Origin of the sequence: Paenibacillus lycopersici (assembly GCF_010119935.1) — a bacterium.
Taxonomy (GTDB): Bacteria; Bacillota; Bacilli; order Paenibacillales; family Paenibacillaceae; genus Paenibacillus_Z; species Paenibacillus_Z lycopersici.
Genome location: NZ_CP048209.1, coordinates 4235974 through 4252950, shown reverse-complemented (window position 1 = coordinate 4252950; position 16977 = coordinate 4235974). Strand labels below are relative to the sequence as shown.

At 59.2% G+C, this 16977-nt stretch carries 16 protein-coding genes; 6 read left to right on the top strand and 10 right to left on the bottom strand.

Annotated elements, in window-relative coordinates; genetic code table 11:
• Positions 1 to 23 precede the first annotated feature (23 nt).
• Complete coding sequence (locus GXP70_RS18765) at positions 24 to 311, top strand: stage VI sporulation protein F (RefSeq protein ID WP_162358252.1); 288 nt, start codon at positions 24 to 26, stop codon at positions 309 to 311.
• Between the two features lie 37 nt (positions 312 to 348).
• Here GXP70_RS18765 and GXP70_RS18760 read toward each other — a convergent pair whose 3' ends face one another.
• Positions 349 to 1029 (bottom strand): SOS response-associated peptidase, encoded by a 681-nt coding sequence (locus GXP70_RS18760; protein WP_162358251.1) that lies wholly within the window; start codon positions 1027 to 1029, stop codon positions 349 to 351.
• Between the two features lie 130 nt (positions 1030 to 1159).
• On the opposite strand from GXP70_RS18760, the gene GXP70_RS18755 reads away from it, so the two are divergent.
• Complete coding sequence (locus tag GXP70_RS18755) at positions 1160 to 2611, top strand: DUF2515 family protein (RefSeq protein WP_162358250.1); 1452 nt, start codon at positions 1160 to 1162, stop codon at positions 2609 to 2611.
• A gap of 91 nt (positions 2612 to 2702) precedes the next feature.
• On the opposite strand, the gene mtnB is transcribed toward GXP70_RS18755, so the two are convergent.
• From mtnB to GXP70_RS18715, 8 genes are all read right to left on the bottom strand, one after another.
• Complete coding sequence (gene mtnB, locus GXP70_RS18750) at positions 2703 to 3347, bottom strand: methylthioribulose 1-phosphate dehydratase (protein WP_162358249.1); 645 nt, start codon at positions 3345 to 3347, stop codon at positions 2703 to 2705.
• Position 3348: 1 nt separating this feature from the next.
• Complete coding sequence (locus tag GXP70_RS18745) at positions 3349 to 4014, bottom strand: 2-hydroxy-3-keto-5-methylthiopentenyl-1-phosphate phosphatase (protein WP_162358248.1); 666 nt, start codon at positions 4012 to 4014, stop codon at positions 3349 to 3351.
• A 23-nt stretch (positions 4015 to 4037) separates the two neighbouring features.
• The gene (locus GXP70_RS18740) at positions 4038 to 5267 is read right to left on the bottom strand and encodes a 2,3-diketo-5-methylthiopentyl-1-phosphate enolase (protein ID WP_162358247.1); all 1230 of its coding nucleotides are present in this window, start codon (positions 5265 to 5267) and stop codon (positions 4038 to 4040) included.
• Positions 5264 to 6142, bottom strand: a complete 879-nt coding sequence (gene proC / locus GXP70_RS18735) for a pyrroline-5-carboxylate reductase (RefSeq protein ID WP_162358246.1) — start codon at positions 6140 to 6142, stop codon at positions 5264 to 5266. The genes GXP70_RS18740 and proC overlap by 4 nt, the downstream gene beginning before the upstream one ends.
• A 165-nt stretch (positions 6143 to 6307) precedes the next feature.
• Positions 6308 to 7555 carry a glutamate-5-semialdehyde dehydrogenase gene (locus tag GXP70_RS18730; protein ID WP_162358245.1) on the bottom strand — a complete coding sequence of 416 codons (1248 nt, stop codon included), beginning with the start codon at positions 7553 to 7555 and terminating at the stop codon, positions 6308 to 6310.
• A gap of 207 nt (positions 7556 to 7762) precedes the next feature.
• Positions 7763 to 8878, bottom strand: coding sequence for a glutamate 5-kinase (proB, locus tag GXP70_RS18725; RefSeq protein WP_162358244.1), 1116 nt, complete (start codon positions 8876 to 8878; stop codon positions 7763 to 7765).
• Between the two features lie 440 nt (positions 8879 to 9318).
• Positions 9319 to 10509, bottom strand: a complete 1191-nt coding sequence (locus GXP70_RS18720) for a pyridoxal phosphate-dependent aminotransferase (RefSeq protein ID WP_162358243.1) — start codon at positions 10507 to 10509, stop codon at positions 9319 to 9321.
• A 90-nt stretch (positions 10510 to 10599) separates the two neighbouring features.
• Entirely contained in the window at positions 10600 to 11049 is a 450-nt protein-coding gene (locus GXP70_RS18715) for a hypothetical protein (RefSeq protein WP_162358242.1), read from the bottom strand.
• A 156-nt stretch (positions 11050 to 11205) separates the two neighbouring features.
• Here GXP70_RS18715 and GXP70_RS18710 point away from each other — a divergent pair, with 156 nt between their 5' ends.
• Positions 11206 to 12003 carry a carbon-nitrogen family hydrolase gene (locus tag GXP70_RS18710; RefSeq protein WP_162358241.1) on the top strand — a complete coding sequence of 266 codons (798 nt, stop codon included), beginning with the start codon at positions 11206 to 11208 and terminating at the stop codon, positions 12001 to 12003.
• A gap of 82 nt (positions 12004 to 12085) precedes the next feature.
• On the opposite strand, the gene GXP70_RS18705 is transcribed toward GXP70_RS18710, so the two are convergent.
• Complete coding sequence (locus tag GXP70_RS18705; protein ID WP_162358240.1) at positions 12086 to 12991, bottom strand: LysR family transcriptional regulator; 906 nt, start codon at positions 12989 to 12991, stop codon at positions 12086 to 12088.
• Positions 12992 to 13163: 172 nt separating this feature from the next.
• Here GXP70_RS18705 and leuC point away from each other — a divergent pair, with 172 nt between their 5' ends.
• The 3 genes from leuC (at position 13164) to GXP70_RS18690 (ending at position 16976) form a co-directional block, all read left to right on the top strand.
• Positions 13164 to 14585, top strand: a complete 1422-nt coding sequence (gene leuC / locus GXP70_RS18700; protein WP_162358239.1) for a 3-isopropylmalate dehydratase large subunit — start codon at positions 13164 to 13166, stop codon at positions 14583 to 14585.
• A 28-nt stretch (positions 14586 to 14613) separates the two neighbouring features.
• Positions 14614 to 15207, top strand: a complete 594-nt coding sequence (leuD, locus tag GXP70_RS18695) for a 3-isopropylmalate dehydratase small subunit (protein ID WP_162358238.1) — start codon at positions 14614 to 14616, stop codon at positions 15205 to 15207.
• Positions 15208 to 15530: 323 nt separating this feature from the next.
• Positions 15531 to 16976: an N-acetylmuramoyl-L-alanine amidase gene (locus GXP70_RS18690; RefSeq protein WP_162358237.1), complete on the top strand. Its 1446-nt coding sequence runs from the start codon at positions 15531 to 15533 to the stop codon at positions 16974 to 16976.
• Position 16977: the final 1 nt, after the last annotated feature.

Below are 16977 nucleotides of genomic sequence, written 5' to 3'. Positions count from 1 at the left end.
GGACGGAGGTGCTATAACCGGAGATGAGCTATACGAAATTCGGCATTCGGCCTGAGCTGGTTGAGCGCGTAAAAGTGAAAATGAAAAATCCGGTCACGAAAGACCGGATTAAGATGATGCTGAACGGCGTGAGCAAGTACGATCTGCAAGATCGCGTCAAGGTGCGGAAGCTCGTCCGCATGGCGGCGGGTATCATGCAGGAGAATCTGACGGACCAGCAGGAAGAGCAGCTGATCGCGTTCGTCATCGCGCAGAAAATCGATCCGAACAATACGCTGCATTTAATTAAATTGTGGGCCATGTTTCGCTGATCCTTCGGGATCGGCGATTTTTTTCGCTATCGTCAGGTTAGGCGTTGGAGACGAGCGGCTCGATACAGGTTGCGTCGTCCTTCTTCACACTGCCGACGCCGTCGGCGACGGGATACGCTTCGAGCAACTCGTCGGGGAAAGGGCGCAGCAGCCGGTTCAGCGCGGCGGGATCGTTCATGGAACGGTCCAGCCACGCCGCTTCGTCCTCGCGCTGCAGGATGACCGGCATGCGGTCGTGAATCGGCGCCATCAGCGAATTGGGCGCGGTCGTCAAGATGGTGCAGGTGCTCAGCTTCAGGCCGTCCGGCGACGTCCACGTGTCGTATAGGCCGGCCATGCCGAACAGCCCGCGATCGCGTCTGACGATGCGCATCGGCTGTTTGCGGTTCTCTTGCCGCTGCCATTCGTAGAAGCCGTCCGCCGGGACGATGCAGCGTTTGCGGGTCATCAGCGGCCGGAATGCGGGCTTGTCCCACACGGTCTCCGAACGCGCGTTGATCATCTTATTGCCCAGCTTGATGCTTTCCGCCCAGGACGGGACCAGCCCCCATTTGAGCTCGCCGAGCCGGTTCTTCATGCCGTCGTTAATGACGGCCAGCACCATCTGCCCGGGCGCGACATTGAATTTGGGCTGCTGGAACGGAACGTTCGACTCGGCGATCAAGTAATGCAGCATCAGCTCCTCCAGCGTGACGGTAATCGTATAGCGTCCGCACATGCGCATCGGCCCCCTTATTCCGGACTGGCATAACGTTGAATAGTATTAGTATACTACAGCGGCTAATCATTGACAGAGCAGTTCATACTAAGCCAAGCGATAGATTTTCCGGAGGTAAAGGAGGGCCGGCATGCCGCAGCACCGCCCGCAGCGCAAGCAGCCTTCGCTGCTTGCCTGGTTGAATCACGTTATCCGTCTTATTCGAAATTACGTACTGCATCGGCAGGATGCCCGACATGCATCGCATGCGCTTGCCGAGCACGCGCGTCCTGCAGCGATGCGCCAAGAGCTCGTCAGCGAGCTGTTGGCGGCGCTGGAAGCGTTAGATGCGCGTACGGCGGAGGAGGCAGCGTCCGGCATGCCGTCAATCCCGCCTGCGTCGTCGTCGACAACTGCGCCAGCCACGCCAGCCACGACAGCGCCTGCAGAACCGAGAGCCTCGTCACCGTCGGAACAGGAGACGGAATCCGTTCTTGCGGTCAGCGAATCCATGGCTTTATTAACGGACGAGGAACGTGCGCTTATTCATCGCATCCACCATGAAACGGAAACCGCCAACAGGAACAATCTTACCCGTACGGAAGCCTACCGCGCGGTTTATTACCGCAGCCCGGAGCTGCAATGGGCGCTGCTCGCCCACCTGGTATCGCGCAACGGCGGGTGGAACATGACCGATCTGAAAGGCGAGCTGCTTCCGAAGCTGTTGGACGACGCCTCCCGCACGCATGCATTCATGATGCTCGAGCGGATTAATTCGCTCATCTTCCATGACGCGTATCCGCAATTGCTGTTATACGAAGCTTCGTGCAGGGAAGGGACGGACCTGTCGCGGCTGCTGCCCTACTTCGGCGTTTCGCGGTTCATGCTCCCGGTCTGGCGGCAGTTCTGGCAGCGCAGAGACTCCGTCCTGCTGACGACCGCGCTCATCGTGAACGAGCAGCATGTGATCGAGCGGCCGATTGTGCGGAGCGAGCACTTCCGGGCGCATGTCCTGAAGCGCGCGCCGTTCCTGCTGCAGATCCCGCTGCAAACGAACACGGTCGTCATGCCGTACGGGTCCCCCCTCGACTCCGGAGGCGAAATGATGCTAGCTGGACTCGTGCTTGAAGATTTCAGTGACGTCAAGGAGCGCGTCGAATTCGGCAAGCGGCTATACGCCATTCTGCTCGCGGTACCCGAAGTGATGGAAGGGGTGATGGCGTTCGTTCGCGGCGTGCACCACAGCGGATCGCGCGCGGATTACGCGCCGCATCTGTTCACGAAAGAACGCACCGGCCGGCGCGAGGACGACGGATACCAGGCGCGGCTCGAAGGCTGCAAGCTGACGAAGGCTGCTGCCGGAAAGCTGTACAGCCCCGACCTTCAAACCGCCTGGGCGGATGTGCAAGCGAAACTTCCGGAGCGAACGGACTGGTTCGAGAGCGCCGATGCGGTCGGCGGTTATTTCGAGGCGCTGCCGATGCCGGACGTCTTCGAAATTACGTTCGAGCACTGCATGGCGTTCAACAAACTCGAGCTGGCCGTTGAAGCGAAGCAGCGGTTCGGTTCGCACGGCAAGACAAAAGGCACTGATGCCCGCTGACCCTGTCAGCCGCATGCAGCGCCTTTTTGTCTTTAGTCTTTGTTCTTCATTTTGCCCGGTACAGCGAATGGTAACTTCCCGGTAAGCCTGCTCACCGTTTCAGCAGTTCCCGGCGGTACACGTATTCGAACAGGAACTCGAACGCTTCCAGATGGCGCTTCGCTTCGAATGCGTTCGCCCCCCAGGCGTAAATGCCGTGCTTGCGCAGCATAATGCCCGGAATGCGTTTGTTCAGACGCTCCGTCACTTCCGGAACGATGCTCGGAATATGCGCGAAATTGGATACGACCGGAATGTCGATATGCGCTTCCTCGTCCCAAATATTGAACGCCTTGATCAGCTCGACGCCGTCCACCGGAATCGATTTGCGCTCCCAGAACAGCTCGGACGCCAGATTGTTAAATACCGTATGAACGTGGAAAATCGCGCCGCAGCCGGTTTGCTTGTAAATTTCGCAGTGAATGAGCGTTTCGGCTGACGGCTTCAGCTTCGTCGGCTCGCTTGGCTTGCCGGCTTGGTCGACGAACAGGAAGTCTTCCGGCGTGGACAGCGATTTGTCCTTCCCGCTCGCGGTGATGGCGAAATGAAACTCATCGGGCGCGAAATCGCCGACGCGGATCGACAGGTTGCCGCTCGTGCCCGGGAACCAGCCGCGGCCGGCGAAGAGGCGCTTGACCTCCGACAGCTCCGCCAGCGCTTGTTGTTTGGCTTCTAATGGGATTTGTGCGAAAGACATCTTACGATTGCGCCTCCTGCAGTTTCATTTGATGGATGACGTCATGGAACGTCTCGTATTCGTGATGGGGCAGCCCGAGCTCCGCGCATTTCTGCGTCAGGTGGGAGCGGGAGAAGACGATATCGGCCAGCTTGGCGCCTTCGAAATCCGTCACGCTGTCGCCGATCAGAATGCGCTCGAACCGGTCGGACGGGAAGCGGCCAATGATCGTCTTCTTGCACATGCCGCAATCCGTCGTACAGCCGCCTTCGCAAGGATGGGGCCATGTGATTTCGATCCGTTCGCCGCTGAAATCGCTGCCGTTGCAATAGATATGGTCTTCCGGAATCCCGAACGGCGCGAGCAGCGGATAGACGAAGAAATCGATGCCGCCGCTCGTCACGTAGAATTGGATGTTGTTGTCCTTGCAATAGCGCAGCAGGTCCGCGAAGCCGGCCCGAATGCGGGCGTTGGAAATCGCATAGTCGATCACTTCGCGTTTCATGGATGCCGGCAGCAGCCGGAACAGCTCGCCGACGCCCTGCTTGATGCTCTTGGTCTGGTTGACGATACTGTTCACGATCGCTTCCCAGCCCGGCGGGTTGAAATGGCGGATAATCGCCACGATATTATCGTTCTCGGTAATCGTACCGTCGAAGTCGCAGAAAATCACGCGTTGTTTGGTCATGGATGTCCGTACCTCGCTTGTGGTCATGGTTGTTTATGTCCCCAGCTGTCGATGGCCGCTTGCAGCGCTTCGTTGCCCGGCTGCGCCGCCGCGTCCGGCAGGGAGACGCCGTTCAGCGTTGCCGCGATGGCTTGACGGAACGCCTGTCCGCCTGCCGCCGTGCCCATCGGATGGCCGTGAATGCCGCCGCCCGCATTGACGACGACGTCCGTGCCGAAGTCGCGGAGGATGAGGGGCACGAGACCGGGATGAATGCCGGCGGACGGCACCGCGAAGCTCGGGCGGACCGGGAGCGCCGGATCGATCAGCGCGGCCTGTACCGCGAGGTTCTCTTCCCGCGGCATGACGACGGAGCCGTACGGCGACGGGAACAGGGCCAGATCCGCGCCGGCGAGGCGCATCAGCTTGCCGAGCAGCAGCGGGGCCGAGATGCCGTAATGCGGCGACGGATAGAAGGCGCCCGCCATCGCCGGATGGGCGGCGATCGGCACCGTGATCTCCGGATCGCTGCTCAGCTCGTGAAGCACGTCGAAGCCGTACGCCAGCACGTTGAAGAGCAGGGCGTTGGCGCCTGCGGCGATGGCCAGCTTCGCCTGCGAAGCAAGCTTCGACGTCGGACCGGTCAGGTTGACGGCGTACAGCAGCTTCTGGCCGGTTTCGGACTCCGCTTGGCGGGCCGCTTCCATGCATGTTTCGACGCGCTTCTGCAGCGGCGTCAGCGGGTTCTCGAACAGAATTTCGTCGTCCTTGATCAGGTCGACGCCGCCAAGCGCCTGCTTGTAGAACTGTTCGCGCAGGTTAGGCAGGTCGTGGCCGATGACGGATTTGAAGATGCTCATCAGCAGCGGGCGGTCATGCACGCCCAGCAAGCCGCGAACGCCGTTCAAGCCGAATTTCGGACCCGGGAACGCCGACAGGAAGTCCGGCGAGAAGCCGAGATCGAGCAGCTTGATGCGGCCGTCCATGGACAGCTTGCCGAATACGGTTACGAGCAGGGCGGGGATGTCGCGGCTGAAGTTAACGTCCGGATAGGCGATGACGATATCCGCGTATCGCGTTCCGGGCTCCGTTCCCGCGTGCTCCTCGACCGAAACGACACGGCCGAGATGCTTCTCCATTTCGGCTTTGCGCGCCTCGGGCAGGTCGGTCCAGCTGCCGACGGTCAGGCCGACGGCGATGCCGAGCGCTTTCTTCTGGAAATCCGCTTTGTCGTCAAAGCAACGATAAGCGGCCGTGCATACCGCGTGGCTCATTCTTTGGCCTTCCTTTCGATTTCGGCTCCCATTTCCATGGCGCGTTCGGCGCACCGGCTGACGGCGCCGAAGACGGCTTCCTTGAACCTGAATTCGTCGAACTTCTCGATCGCCGCCTGCGTGGAGCCGTTCGGCGACGTTACTTTGCGGCGCAGATCGGCCGGGTCCTCGCCTGTCGCCTTGACCATATGGGCTGCTCCGAGTATCGTCTGCAGCGTCAGCTCGCGCGCGGCTTCCGCGGATAAGCCGAGCTTCGTTCCCGCGTCGATCATCGCTTCCATCATGTAATAGAAATAAGCAGGTCCGCTGCCGGAAATGCCGGTCACGACCTCGATCATCGGCTCTTCGACGATCGCCGTCAGCCCGACGGCCTGGAACAGCGTGTCGGCAAGCCGGCGCTGGCCTTCGCTGACGGCGGCCGAGAAACTGATGCCCGTCGCGCCGAGCCCGATGGTGCTCGACGTGTTCGGCATCGTGCGAACGATCGGCAGCGGCTTGCCGAGCAGCGACTCGAGCGTCGCGATCGTCATGCCCGCGATGAGGGAGACGATCATTTGCTCCGGCCGGAGCAGGTCCCGTACGCGCTTGATCGCTTCGGCCGCATCCTTCGGCTTCATGGCGAGGAAGATAATGTCGGCTTCGCGCAGCATCGATTCCTTCTCGCCTTCGCTCAGAGCGCCGACGATGCCGTAACGGCTCGAAAGCTCGTTCATGCGCTCGGCGTTCTGGCGGTTCATCATGCCGATCCGGCCGGGCTCGGTCAACCCGCGGTCAAGCAGGCCGCGGACGATCGCTTCGGCCATGGAGCCCGCGCCGTAGAAACAGAGGCGCATCGTATTGATAGCCGGCGCGACGCCGGAAGATAGGGTAGTCATAATAGCTGGTTCCTCCTGTCATACCCGTGCATAGGCCGAGTAGTCGTTGCATTCATTGTGTAATACGCTAGTACAGTTCACAGCGGCGGGTGCCGATCGCGCTTGGCTGCGTCATATTCTTGAATTCACCGCGAGCGACTGCTGATATACGACCGAATTAAACGCTTAGCCGCGAACCTGACCGTTTCCATGGACGCGGAATTTGGTCGACGTCAGTGCCGGCAGGCCCATCGGTCCGCGCGCGTGAAGCTTCTGCGTGCTGATGCCGATCTCGGCGCCGTAGCCGAATTCGAAGCCGTCGGTGAAGCGGGTGGAGGCGTTATGGTACACCGCGGCTGCGTCGACGCGCTGCAGGAAGCTCGCGGCATTGACCGCGTTCTCGGTCACGATGCATTCCGAATGCATCGTGCCGAAGTCGGCGATATGCCGCAGCGCTTGCTCCAGATCGTCGACGATGCGGATATTCATAATGTAATCGTTATATTCTGTCGCAAAATCGCCATCCGATGCAAGCGACGCTTCAGGAAGTATCGCGCGCGTCCGCTCGCAGCCGCGCAGCTCGACATCGGCCGCAAGAAAACGGTCCGCCAGCGTGCGCAGATGCTGGCTTGCGAACGCTTCGTGCACGAGCAGCGTCTCCATCGAGTTGCACACCGACGGGCGCTGTACTTTCGCGTTGAAGGCGATGTCGGCGGCCATGTCGTATGCGGCGCTTTCGTCGACGAACGTGTGGCAGATGCCAGCGCCGGTCTCGATGACCGGCACGGTCGCGTTATCGACGACGTTGCGAATGAGCGAAGCGCCGCCGCGCGGAATGACGACGTCCAGCAAGCCGTTCAGCTTCAGCATTTCGTCGACGGAGGCGCGTGACGGATCTTCCACCAGCTGCAGCGCATCGGCAGGCAGCGCGGTTCCCGCGAGCGCCTCGCGCAGGACCTCGACGATGCGGCGGTTCGATTCCAGCGCGGCGGAACCGCCGCGCAGCACGACGGCATTGCCCGTCTTGAGGCAAAGGCCGGCCGCATCGACCGTTACGTTCGGACGCGCTTCGTAGATCATGCCGATGACGCCGAGCGGCACGGAAATTTTCTCGATGCGCAGGCCGTTCGGGCGCTCGAACGTCTCCAGCGTTTCGCCGACCGGATCGGGCAGCTCCGCGACTTGGCGCAGCCCTTCGGCGATGCCTTGGATCCGGTCCGGGGTCAGCTTCAGCCGATCGAGGAGAGACTCGCTCGTGCCGTTCGCACGGCCGCGGTCGATATCGATCGCATTGGCCGCGATAATGGATTGCCGGTGCTCGACGAGCGCGTCCGCCAGCGCGAGCAGCGCTTCGTTCTTCTCGTTCGTCGTCAGACGGTTCATAATTTGCGCGGCCGCTTTGGCCAGCGCCGCTTTACCGCGTACTTCGCTCATGGTTAGCCCTTCTTTCTTCCTTTTCTTTTTTCTTTTACTGGAATTACAATTGTGGTGATGACCAGAGGTCAAATTGGAGTCGGAAAAGTGAAACGGTCGCCTTTGTAGTCTGATTTCAACATATAATCACTTATAAATTAAAAGAAATCAGAACTACAACAGCGATTGGAGACCCAATTTGACAGCAGGTCATCTAACACCACAAATTTAATTCTTCAGCGTGACCCATTCGTCGCGATGGATCACTTCCATGCGGACGACCTCGACGCGCCGGCGCACTTCCTCCGAGCTGAGCCCTGCCGCGGCCTGCGCCTGCCAGGCGTCGTAATTGACGACGCCGCGGCCCAGCGTCTGGCCGGACAAATTGCATACCTCGACGACGTCTCCGGCATGGAACTCGCCTTCGATGCGGCGGATACCGGCAGGCAGGAGGCTCTTGTGGCCTTCCAGCAGCGCGCGCTCCGCGCCGTCGTCGACGATGATGCGCCCCTGCGGCATCGAGTGGAAGCCGAGCCATTGCTTCTTCATCGGCAGATTATGCAGGCTCGTATCGAAGTACGTGCCGCGGCCCTGGCCCGATACGGCAAGCTGCAGGTCGCCCGGTTCGACAACGCGGCCGATGAACGTCGGCACGCCGCCGCGCATGGCGATCCGCGCGGCATCGATCTTGGAACGCATGCCGCCCGTGCCGACCGAGGACCCGGCGCCGCCGGCGAAGCTCAGAATATCGTCGGAGATTTGGCCGACGCGGTCGATGCGCTTGGCGGCCGGGTTCTTCCTCGGATCCTCGGTGTACAGCCCGTCCATGTCGGTAATAATGACGAGCTGCTTCGCTTTGACCAAATTGCCGACGAGCGCGGACAACGTATCGTTCTCGCTGAATTTCAGCTCTTCCGTGGCAACGGTGTCGTTCTCGTTAATGATCGGCACGATCCCCTGCTTCAGCAGCTCTTCGATCGTCATTTGCGCGTTCTGTATCCGTTTGCGGTTCGAGAAGTCGGCGCGCGTCAGCAGAATCTGGGCGACGCCGACGCCGCCGTCGGCGCCGTAAGAGCCGAACGCTTCCTGATAGGCCTGCATGAGCAGCGCTTGGCCGACGGCGGCGGCGGCTTGCTTCTCGTGGATGATTTTCGGCCGGCTGGCATAGCCGATCTTGCGGAAACCGGCGGCAACGGCGCCGGATGTCACGAGCAGCACTTGATGGCCGGCTTCATGGAGCGCCGCCAATTCATGCGCGAAGAACGCGATGCGTTCGCGGTTGAGGCCGCCTTCTTCCGATGTCAGGGAGCTGCTCCCGATTTTGACTACGATGGTCTCTGTCATGCGATTCAAACCTTTCCCATGAATGGTACATGCATAATCCGGCTGAACATAAATAAAAAAACTTCCGCCTTTGCAAAATAGACAAAGGACGAAAGTTTACTTCCGCGGTACCACCTTTATTAACGGTCATGCCGATCCCGTAAGGGAGCATGCCGTTCGGCTTCATGGGCCTGGTAACAGCAGGCCGCTGTCCGACTCGTCGCCGGCCGTTCAGGGGTGGGTTTCCGCAGCAAGCGCGGTAAATTCTCGCAGCCAATGAATTTACTCTCTGATCGCGTCGCGGATTGCGTACTTAGCCCCGTCAATACGTTGCTTGTGTGAAGTTGTGAAGTTATAGCAAGCATACCATGTTCTGCGCCGCCGTGTAAAGCAAACGAAAGCCCGCAGGCGGCATCGCTGCGGGCTTCCTGAACACGACGGAAATGAATCGCGCGGCTGCGCTAACCGAACAGACGCAGTTTGCCGATCCGGCGGATGGCTTCCTGAAGCCGTTCCTCCGAAGCAAGCAGGCCAAGCCGGACATAACCTTCGCCGTGCGTGCCGAACCCGATTCCCGGCGCCAGGACGACATCCGCATGCTCCAGCACGTAGTCCGAGAACGAAGCGGAGGTGTGGCCCTTCGGCACGGGCAGCCAGCAGAAGAACGAGCCTGACGGCTTCCGGCTTTCCCAGCCGATTTCGTCCATGGCGGCGAACAGCGCGTTCCGGCGGCTCTCGTAAGCGGCCGTCAGCTCCGACACGCATTGCTGCGAGCTGGTCAGCGCGACCGCGGCCGCGGCCTGAATGCCGCCGAACAGGCTGCAGTAATAATGATCCTGCATCAGGTTGATCAGCGAGACGACCTCAGCATTGCCAAGCGCGAAACCGACGCGCCACCCGGCCATATTATACGTCTTGGACAGCGTGTAGAACTCGACGCCGACTTCCTTCGCGCCGGGCGACTGGAGGAAGCTGACGGGCGGGTTCCCGTCGAAGCCGATTGCTCCGTACGCAAAATCGCTGGCGACCACGATGCCGTGCTTTGCAGCGAAGTCGATCGTTTGCGCGTAGAAGTCGGCGCCCGCGGTCGCTCCGGTCGGATTGTTCGGGTAATTGATGAACATCAGCTTCGCCTTATCGGCCGCTGCCGGCGAAACCGCGCCGTAATCCGGCAGAAAACCGTTGCTTTCCCGCAGCGGCATATATTCCATGACGCCGCCGGCAAGCGCGACGCCGGACCAGTAATCCGGATACCCGGGATCGGGCACGAGGCAGACATCGCCGGGATCGAGCAAGCATTGGCTGATCTCGATCAGGCCCGTTTTGCCGCCGAACAAGACGGCCACTTCCTTCTCGGGATCGAGCTCGACGCCGTAATCTTCCAGATATCGTTGCGCGACGGCTTCCTTCAAGAATTTGTAGCCGCTGAACGGCGGATACTTATGGTACAGCGGGTTCGGAGCCGCTTCCTGCAGCGCTTCGACGATATGCGGCGGCGTCGGCCGGTCCGGATTGCCCTGCCCCAGATTGATGACATCGCGTCCTTTGGCCGCCTGCGCGTTCGCCTTGGCGACAAGTCCCGCAAAAAATTGAGCCGGCAAACCCGTCATGCGGCTTGCCGGTTGAATGTGAAATGCGTGTGTGCGTTCCATCGTAGTCCTATCCTCCAACCCATTTTCATGCCCTAAATGTAGCATATGGATCGAACGAGTGTCGAGTTCGCATGCGGAATGCGATAGAGATTAGAGGTCCATGGCCTTCAGGAACGGTTTGATATTGGATTTGAAATTAAGCAGGTAAGGTTTCCGGTTCTCGTCGAAAATAAGCAGCAGCTGCGGTTTCTTCGGACAGTAGAACAGGAAGACGTCCTGCGTGGTAACTTGGTCGGCGCCGGCTTTGACCGCCGTCGGCTCGTCGAGCGGAATGCGGAATACGAAGCCGCATTTATCTTCGGCCTGCAGCTTCGGCGAGAGTCCCGTATTCGCCTTCAGCCACGATTTGGCATAGTTCTGAAAGTCGGGGGTGTTCGGGACGGTTTTGACGACTTTGCCCGCGACGACGTCGAATGCCTGCACGGGACGGAGTCCCGTTCCGCCTTCGCCCTCGTTGGCGGCGGCGTTCGCGGAGGAAGGATAGACTAAACAGAGCAGAAGGGCGAATACGGCCAGCAGGTTTATGCTTTTTATTCTCATGCAGATAAGCTCCTTTAAGATGGATTATCGTTTCGTTGATACGTTGCCCATCTTGACAGGGAAGCATGAGACGTTATCATTAGGTAAAACTGAGCAAAACAGGCGCGGGAAACCGCTTTGGGCGGTATGCCGGCATGGAAAACGGGAGGCAATGGGATGAGTGGAAACAAAATGCGGCTGGCTCTCGTGCAGATGCATGTCGATGCGGGAAATCCGGACGCGAATTTCGAACGGCTGCGGCTGAAACTGGAAGAAGCCGTGAACGGCGACGCGAAGCCGGATCTGATAATGCTTCCCGAGATGTGGAACACGGGGTATGCCCTTGAACGAATCGAGGATATCGCCGATCCGGAAGGACGCCGTGCGAAGGAGCTGCTGTCGTCCTTCGCGAGAACGCACGGCGTTCAGCTGATCGGCGGCTCGATTGCGGAGAGACGGGAGGACGGCGTGTACAATACGATGTACGTCTTCAATGAAGAAGGCGTGCTGACAAGCCAGTATTCCAAAATCCATCTCTTCCGTCTGATGGACGAAGAGAAGTATTTGCGGGCCGGGGAGGAACCGGGGCGTCTGGAAGCCGGCGGAACGCCCGCGGGCATGATGATCTGCTACGATATCCGGTTCCCGGAGCTTGCGCGCAAGCTGGCGCTCGGCGGCGCGCGCGCGCTGTTCGTGCCGGCGCAATGGCCGAACCCGCGGCTGCATCATTGGCGGACGCTGCTGACGGCAAGAGCGATCGAGAACCAAATGTTCGTCATCGCCTGCAACCGCTGCGGGACGAGCGGCGAGAGCGAGTTCTTCGGCCATTCCCTCGTTATCGATCCATGGGGCGAAATTATCGCGGAAGCGGGCGAAGAAGAGACGATCGTGCGGGCCGAAATCGATTTGTCCCTGGTGGACGCCGTCCGCACCAAGATCCCCGTGTTCGAGGATCGCAGGCCGTCGCTATATTAAGTCCTGACGTTGAGCATCGCCGTATTGTCGCCGCGGCGACGGATAGGCTGCCTGAAGCGTAGTCTTATGCGTCGTTGAAAGGCTAGGCATTGTTGAAATGCTGCTCGGTCGTCACATTCATCGTTTCAATGAACGCCTCGGCCGCTCTCGACAGATAGCGGCCTTTGCGGCTTGCGATGACGAGCGTTCTCGTCGGCTTCGGCACGGCAAAATCCAGATAGACGGGAGCCAGCTCTCCGGTTACGTGGCGCTTGAGCATCTTCGGTACGAGCGTAATGCCCATGCCCGCCGCGACCAGCGATTGCACGGTCTCGATGTTGGTGCTCTCGAAGACGACCCGCGGCTCGAAGCCCGCCTTCTCGCATGTCTCGAGGACAATCTGGCGAAACCCTTGTCCCCGCTTGAGCACGATGAACGGCTCGCTGCGCAGCTCGTCGACCCGCACGGGCTTCGTCCGTTTCGCAAGCGGATGCTCCGGCGGCACGGCCAGCACGATTTCTTCCTCTATAATCGGGATCCATTCCAGCGAAGGCTCGTGCAGCGGCAGAGCGAGCAGACTGAGGTCGGTCTGGCCGCTCGCGGTCAGCTGCTCCAGCTTGGAAGGGGTATCCTCGACGAGCACGACTTCGATTTCGGGATATCGGCGTCCGAAGATCGGGAGCACGATCGGCAAGACATGCGAGCCGGTAATCGACAAGCTGCCGACGACGAGCTTGCCCTTGCGCATATGCGCGAGGTCGTCCAGCTCCTGCTTGAGCTGCTCGACGTTATCCAGAATGCCCTGCGCTTTCTCGACGAAGACGTTGCCGGCATGCGTCAGCTCGACGGAATTGGTCGTGCGGCGGAACAGGAGCACGCCGATTTCCTTCTCCAGCTTGGAGAGCTGCTGGCTAAGCGACGGCTGGGCGATATGCAGCTTCTCCGCGGCGCGGGAGAAGTTCTTTTCTTTCGCGATCTGGATGACGTACTGAAGCTGGCGAAGTTCCAAGTAAATACACTTCCTTTTATGAAGAATCGAAGGTAAGATCGTCATAGGCCGTACCTATTGCTTTTATAGATATTATATCTTGGTTCAATGAAGAAAGAAATGCTATGATGACAACAAGGAATTACTAGATTGCGCCAATGAAATAACGAGAATCTTTTATGAGGTGAACACGATGACGAAGAGAACGATGTTTGAGAAAATTTGGGATAACCACGTCATTCATGCCGAAGAAGGCAAGCCGAGCGTCATTTATATCGACTTGCAGCTTGTGCACGAAGTAACGTCTCCGCAAGCTTTCGAAGGCCTTCGCATGACAGGCCGCAAAGTTCGCCGTCCGGACCTGACGTTCGCGACGATGGACCACAACGTACCGACAAAAGACCGCTACAACATCAGCGATCCGATCTCCAAGCAGCAAATCGATACGCTGACGCAGAACTGTAAGGATTTCGGCGTCAAGCTGTTCGACCTGGACAACATCGACCAAGGCGTCGTACACGTCATGGGCCCTGAAATCGGTCTGACGCATCCGGGCAAAACGATCGTCTGCGGCGACAGCCACACGTCCACGCACGGCGCGTTCGGCGCGCTGGCGTTCGGTATCGGCACGTCCGAAGTCGAGCACGTGCTTGCAACGCAATGTCTCCAGCAGTCCAAAGCGAAGACGATGGAAGTTCGTTTCGTCGGCTCCCGCAAGCCCGGCGTAACGGCGAAGGATATGATCCTCGGCGTTATCGCCAAATACGGCACCGACTTCGGCACGGGATACGTTATGGAATACACCGGCGAAGCGATCCGCTCGCTGACGATGGAAGAGCGTATGACCGTCTGCAACATGTCGATCGAAGCCGGCGCGCGCGCAGGCCTGATCGCACCGGACGAAACGACCTTCAACTACTTGAAAGGCCGCGAATACGCGCCGCAAGGCGAAGCGTTCGACCGCGCGATCAAGGTATGGAAAGAGCTGGCGACGGACGAAGGCGCTGCGTTCGACGTGGTCATTGAATTCGACGTCGACTCGCTGATCCCGCAAGTGACATGGGGCACTAGCCCGGGCATGGGTACGGACATCACGAAGTCTGTTCCTGTACCGTCCGAGCTTCCGACCGAGAACGAGCGCAAAGCTGCCGAGAAGGCGCTTGAGTACATGGGTCTTACGCCCGGCACGCCGATGAACGAAATCGAAATCGACTACGTCTTCATCGGTTCTTGCACGAACGGCCGTATCGAAGATTTGCGCGCCGCTGCCGAAATCGCGCGCGGCTACAAAGTCAGCGACCGCGTAACGGCAATCGTCGTGCCGGGTTCCGGCCGCGTTAAAATCCAGGCCGAGAAGGAAGGCCTCGACAAAGTGTTCACGGAAGCGGGCTTCGAATGGCGCGATGCGGGCTGCTCGATGTGCCTCGCGATGAATCCGGACGTTCTCGAACCGGGCCAGCGCTGCGCTTCGACGTCCAACCGTAACTTCGAAGGCCGCCAAGGCCGCGGCGGACGCACGCATCTCGTTTCTCCGGCAATGGCTGCAGCGGCTGCTATCATGGGTAAATTCACGGACGTGCGCGACTGGACGATCAAGTCCGAAGTGCTGAACTAGCAGGAAGAAGAGAGAGGAGTCATCTATCATGGAAGCTTTCAAACAACTGACGGGTCTCGCCGTGCCGGTAGACCGCGTAAACGTAGATACAGACGCAATCATCCCGAAACAATTCCTGAAGCGCATCGAACGCAGCGGCTTCGGCCAATTCCTGTTCTTCGAATGGCGCTGGGACGAGAAGGGCAATGTCATCGACTCGTTCAGCCTGAACCAGCCGCGCTATCAAGGCGGGGAAGTGCTGCTGTCCCGCGCCAACTTCGGCTGCGGTTCCTCCCGCGAGCATGCACCTTGGGCGATTCTCGACTACGGCTTCAAAGTCATCATCGCGCCGTCGTACGCCGATATTTTCTATAATAACTGCTTCAAGAACGGCATCCTGCCGATCAAGCTCAGCGAGGAGCAAGTGGAAGAGCTCTTCCAGCGCACGGCGAAGACGGAAGGCTACAAGCTAACGGTCGACCTGGAGAACAAAACGATCTCCGACGACGCCGGCCTCAGCATCGCGTTCGATCTGGACGAACACCGCCGTCAATTCCTGCTGCTTGGCCTTGACGACATCGGCTTGACGCTGCAGCATGAAGACAAAATTTCCGCATACGAAGCAAGCCGCGTCGCGTTCTAGAACGCGCTGCTACGCTTCTTCGATAGCAAAAGGGAAACCCCCGGGCGCAATGACTTAATTGCGCCGGGGGTTTCTTTGCCTACCGATTTCGGCCGCCGCAGCAACAATTTTCCTATAAACGCAACTTTTTCTGACAAGCTGCGTCTAATCATCGTCTGCAAGCATCGTGTACTGCGAGCTGGTTAAAGGCGAAAAAACAGTCTTTGAGGTGAAAGATGAAGAAGTTTGTAACCGCTGTATTGCTGTTATCGTTCCTCCTCTCATTGTTCCCGGTTCTCGTGGGTGCAGCGGAAGCACCCAAGCTTTATCTGAATGGCAAGGCATTGTCAAGCACCGCGGAACCGAAGATCGTCGATTCCTCGACGTTCGTTCCGATTCGAACCGTGACCGAGGGACTCGGTTATGACGTAAGCTGGAAATCGCCCAATGTGACGATTTCGAACGGCGACACAATGGTCGTGCTGACGATCGGCAGCAAAACCGCCGTCGTTAATAATCGGAACGTCAGCTTGGATGCGCCGGCGATGATTTCGAGCAGCGTCACGTTCGTGCCGCTCCGTTTCGTAGGCGAACAATTCGGTTTAGATGTAAATTGGGATAGCGAAACCCGCTCGGTACAGATGTACTCGAAGCTCGTCAACAGCCCGCCGCAGACCGGCGGCTCCGATGGACCCGGCACGGCGAATCCGGGCGACGCAGGAAGCGAAGGGACGGTCCCCGGGACGGATATTGGCTCCGGCACGGATTCCGGTTCCGGCGGCGGAACGACGCTGCCGTCGACGAATGTCGGCGCTTTGCTGAAATCCATCACGTATGACGGGACAAGCAGCGTATATTTGGCGTACGAGGGAACGATCGGCACGATCAAGACGGAAGTGCTGCATAATACCGAACGGATCGTCGTCGACGTGCCGTCGATGAATTTCGATCCGTACTTTCTTCCCGGCTTCATACCCGCAAGCAACGGCTCGAAGGTCGGCGAGATCATCGTCGATTCCCATCCGACGCTGACGAAGATCCGCTATTCGTTCTATTCGGACAACCCGGCGACCGTGCGCGTCGTGCTCGATTTGACTGCGCCGACGAATTACAAGGTCGTGAACGAGGATCATGCGATTCGCATCGACGTATTGGATCAAACCGGCCCGGCAGTCGATCAGCCGACTCAACCGGATAATGACAATCCGCCGGTCACGCCGCCGGTTACGCCTCCCGTAACGAACGACAACGGCGTATACAAAGTCGTGCTTGACGCCGGTCACGGGGGCAAAGACCCGGGCGCGTCCAGCGTGAACGGACATAAGGAGAAGGAATACAATCTGGCCATCACGTTGAAGGTGAAGGCGCTGCTGGATAAGGAAACGAAAATCAAAGCCTATTTGACGCGCTCGGACGATACGTTCATCGAGCTCGCCGACCGAGCGAAATTCGCGAACAATCTCCCCGCGGATCTGTTCATTTCTTTCCACGCGAATATGGCGACAAGCGCAACCGCAAGCGGATCCGAAACGTATTACTGGCGTTCGGACAGCTTGGCGCTCGCGAAAGTGATGCACAAGCATCTGGTAGCCGGCACGGGGCTTAAGGACCGCAGCGTGCGGACAGGCAATTACCATGTCATCCGCGAAACGAAGATGCCGGCCGTGCTGCTGGAAGCCGGTTACTTGTCGAACAGTTCGGACAGCGCCGTTCTGTTCAACAGCGCGAGGCAGGACCAGATCGCCAAGGAGATCGTTGCCGGAATCAAAGAATACTTGAAACTCAGCTAGG